This is a genomic window from Niastella sp., from assembly GCF_045805085.1.
Taxonomy (GTDB): domain Bacteria; phylum Bacteroidota; class Bacteroidia; order Chitinophagales; family Chitinophagaceae; genus Niastella.
In genome coordinates this window covers 1-3,250 of the sequence record NZ_JBJMLX010000258.1, presented here as the reverse complement: position 1 = coordinate 3,250, position 3,250 = coordinate 1, and the positions used below count along the sequence as shown (strand labels likewise).

Genomic DNA, 3,250 nt, shown 5'->3' with positions numbered 1-3,250 from the left:
GGCGATGAAAACTATACCTCTGTACCTTCCATGACATGGAATGAAAGCGCCTATAGAAGTACTTTTTATGGTTATTCGGATATACTGATTGAAAAGGGCGATCACATCAGGCTGCAGGATGTTCAGCTAAGCTACCAGCTTAACAAGAGTGAGATCAGGTGGTTACCCGTGAATCAGTTCAGGATCTATATGTATGCCAATAACCTGGGAATTCTTTGGAAGGCCAATCACCAGGGTATTGACCCGGATTATATCTCAGGTGTAATTCCACCCAGAACTTTTGCCGCAGGTTTAAAAATTGATTTGTAACCAGCAATTCCTTTTCCGATGAAAGCAAACATCATTTACCTGTTTTTACTACTACTTTGTTGGAGTTTGGTCGGCTGCAACAAAAAGGCCTTTCTGGACGAAAAACCGAATTCGAATGTAATAGTTCCCACCACGCTCGAGGATTTTCAGCAACTGCTGGATAACGAGGCCACTTTGAATTTAACCCCTGCCCTGGGAGAGTTATCTGCTGATAATTTTTACATAATGCCCAATTACTGGCAGGTGCTTCCTAAAAAAGAAAGGAATGCCTATATCTGGGCAGTGGATATTTATGAAGGAGAAGGAAAGGTGACTGACTGGAATATACCGTATGAACAGATATTATACGCCAACGTAGTACTGGATGGATTGAAAAAGGTTTCCCAAACTACCAGTAATCAACAACAGTGGAATAACTTTAAAGGCGCCGCCCTCTTTATCAGAGCTTATGCTTTTTATAACCTGGCCCAGGTATTTGCCCTGCCCTATAAAGCAGAAACAGCCACCACAGACCTGGGCATACCTTTAAAGCTAACGCCGGATGTGGATGAAGTTTTAAAAAGGGCTACCCTCGAAGCAACCTATACCCAGATATTGAATGATCTGCAGGAAGCTAAAGATCTGTTATCGGATGCCGTAACTTTTTACCTTAACCGGCCCAATAAACCAGCCGCCTATGCGCTGCTGGCCCGGGTATATTTAAGCATGCGTAATTATGAACAGGCAGGCGCCAACGCAGATAACTGTTTAAAACTATACAATGCGCTTATCGATTACAATACAAAGGATTTAACTTCATCAAGACCCTTTGAACGCACGAATGCGGAAACCATGTACCAAAGCAAGTTTAATGAAACCAATGTAGTAAAATCCATCACTACCTGCATTGTTGATACCTTGCTATACAGTCAGTATGCCATGAACGATTTACGGCGTTCACTGCTTTTTACTTTAAATTCCGCTGGTAAGATCAATTTTAAAAGTGGTTATACCGGCACCAGCTTTGGATTTACCGGGCTGGCTACCGATGAAATGTACCTGGTAAGAGCAGAATGCCGGGCAAGGGCCGGCCATGTTACTGAGGCAATGAGCGACCTGAATACCCTGCTGCAACAACGGTGGAAAACAGGCACATTTATCCCTTACACTGCACTGACGGCCAATGAAGCATTAAATATCATACTTACTGAAAGAAGAAAGGAAATGCCGTTGAGGGGTATACGCTGGACTGACATCCGGCGGCTGAACCTGGAAAAACCAACTATTACGCCCACCAGGATCTTAAATAGCCAAACATATATATTACCTGCTAATAGTACCAGGTATGCGCTGCCAATTCCGCCAGATGCCGTTCTGATGGGAGGATACCTGCAAAACGAGCGGGAATAATTTTAGGACACAAAAAGCCCTGACGTACCGCCAGGGCTTATTAGAATGATTTTTACTTTTAATTGATACAGGCAACCAATGTATTCTACAGTAACCCCATCAATTAAACAGAGCTATAACTAACTTTTACAGTTGAAACCAGCCGCCTTCGTGACAAGGGGCATAGTTGTTGGGTTGACCAACCGGGTCGGGCTTATAAAAAGTGCAAACACCACCACTGCCAACTACGCAATCCCAATCTACTCCATAAACTCCAGCTTCCACATAACCGTTTCCGTTCCAAATGTACTGTACTGAATTTTCGCATTGTTGGCAATAGGTAGCGAATGCACCACCAACGCCCGCGAGCATCGCAAGAGCTACAAATACCACTTTAATTTTGTTCATTAATAGTCCTTTTTCTAATGGTTAATCGCCTACTCTTTTTGCAGGTTTTCGGCTGGGCCTGTCCTGCTACAGCTACGCACACTTACTCCGGAATAAGTGAAGCAGCAATAAAAACAGGAAAAAGTTTATTGTATTTGGAAGTGTATTTATGCACTTACCGCACGTACTTCATGTAGGGAATCCCGCTTTTTAAGCCAGATGCCCAGTAAAGAGATCCCTACAAAAAACAGATTAAAGAAAAGGTGTTGAGGCCAGGTGAGTTTTTTTATCACGCCCCCACAGGAACAGGGAACATACCTGAACGCATGTGATAATACAGCCACGGTGTAAATCGTAAACGCCATCATCAGAACAAAGGATGCATACAAGGCAGGCACTCTGGTTTTCTCAAATATTAATCCAACGGCAATCAATACCTCAATAACCGGAATACTGTATACCAGGTACGGTGTCATCCAGTTAGGGAACGGCTGATTGTTCATATCGCCAATAAAAGTTTTAAATGCAAGCCATTTGCTTACACTGGCATACAAAAAAAGCAATATCAATAAGGAAGATATTATTTCAATAATAATCTTTCTTTTCATAATATGAAAGGGTATTAAGGGCGTAAGTGTTATTGACGAATGGAAGCATCCCAAAATTCACTGAATCCTGCTGTACGTTAGATGTAGATTAGAATAAGGTGCTCAGAGGGATAAGGTAGATAGGTAGAATTGAGAGCGATGGTAGAACTAAAGTTAGATACTAATAGACTATGTTCAAAAATTTATATCAGTTATTTTTAGATTATTTAAGTATCTAATTTCTGTTCTCCAACTATTAGATAAATAGTACGATTTATTATCAGGTGAACAAATTATTATTGCAAAAAATGAAATCTGGTTCAGTGATTTCTATCCATTACATATTTTTATAGTTCGTTCAATTACCTGATAAAACCAGCTTATTTTCAGCCATCAAACTACACAAAAAAAACGGGTCAATTAAAACAACGATTTTTTTTTAATAAATAATTCATCTTAAGTTATTAATATAAAAATCTTGTTTCATGAAAGCAAAACAGGTTATACATCAATGATAGGGTTATTCATTGAAAACACAAGACGCAAAAACCCACAATATAGTAGACTAATTCACCAGTTAATGGTTTACTCCTATAGTT

4 protein-coding genes are annotated in these 3,250 nt (G+C 40.3%); 2 read left to right on the top strand and 2 right to left on the bottom strand.

What is annotated here, in order from left to right:
* Positions 1-309, top strand: a 309-nt coding sequence (locus ACJ751_RS13480) for a hypothetical protein (protein ID WP_407746021.1), incomplete at its 5' end; no start/stop codon positions are given.
* 18 nt (positions 310-327) lie between these two features.
* Positions 328-1,698 (top strand): RagB/SusD family nutrient uptake outer membrane protein, encoded by a 1,371-nt coding sequence (locus ACJ751_RS13475; RefSeq protein ID WP_407746020.1) that lies wholly within the window; start codon positions 328-330, stop codon positions 1,696-1,698.
* Between the two features lie 126 nt (positions 1,699-1,824).
* Here ACJ751_RS13475 and ACJ751_RS13470 read toward each other — a convergent pair whose 3' ends face one another.
* Both ACJ751_RS13470 and ACJ751_RS13465 read right to left on the bottom strand, forming a co-directional pair.
* Positions 1,825-2,085, bottom strand: coding sequence for a DUF6520 family protein (locus tag ACJ751_RS13470; RefSeq protein ID WP_407746019.1), 261 nt, complete (start codon positions 2,083-2,085; stop codon positions 1,825-1,827).
* Positions 2,086-2,231: 146 nt separating this feature from the next.
* Positions 2,232-2,672, bottom strand: coding sequence for a MauE/DoxX family redox-associated membrane protein (locus tag ACJ751_RS13465; protein ID WP_407746018.1), 441 nt, complete (start codon positions 2,670-2,672; stop codon positions 2,232-2,234).
* Between the last annotated feature and the right edge of the window lie 578 nt (positions 2,673-3,250).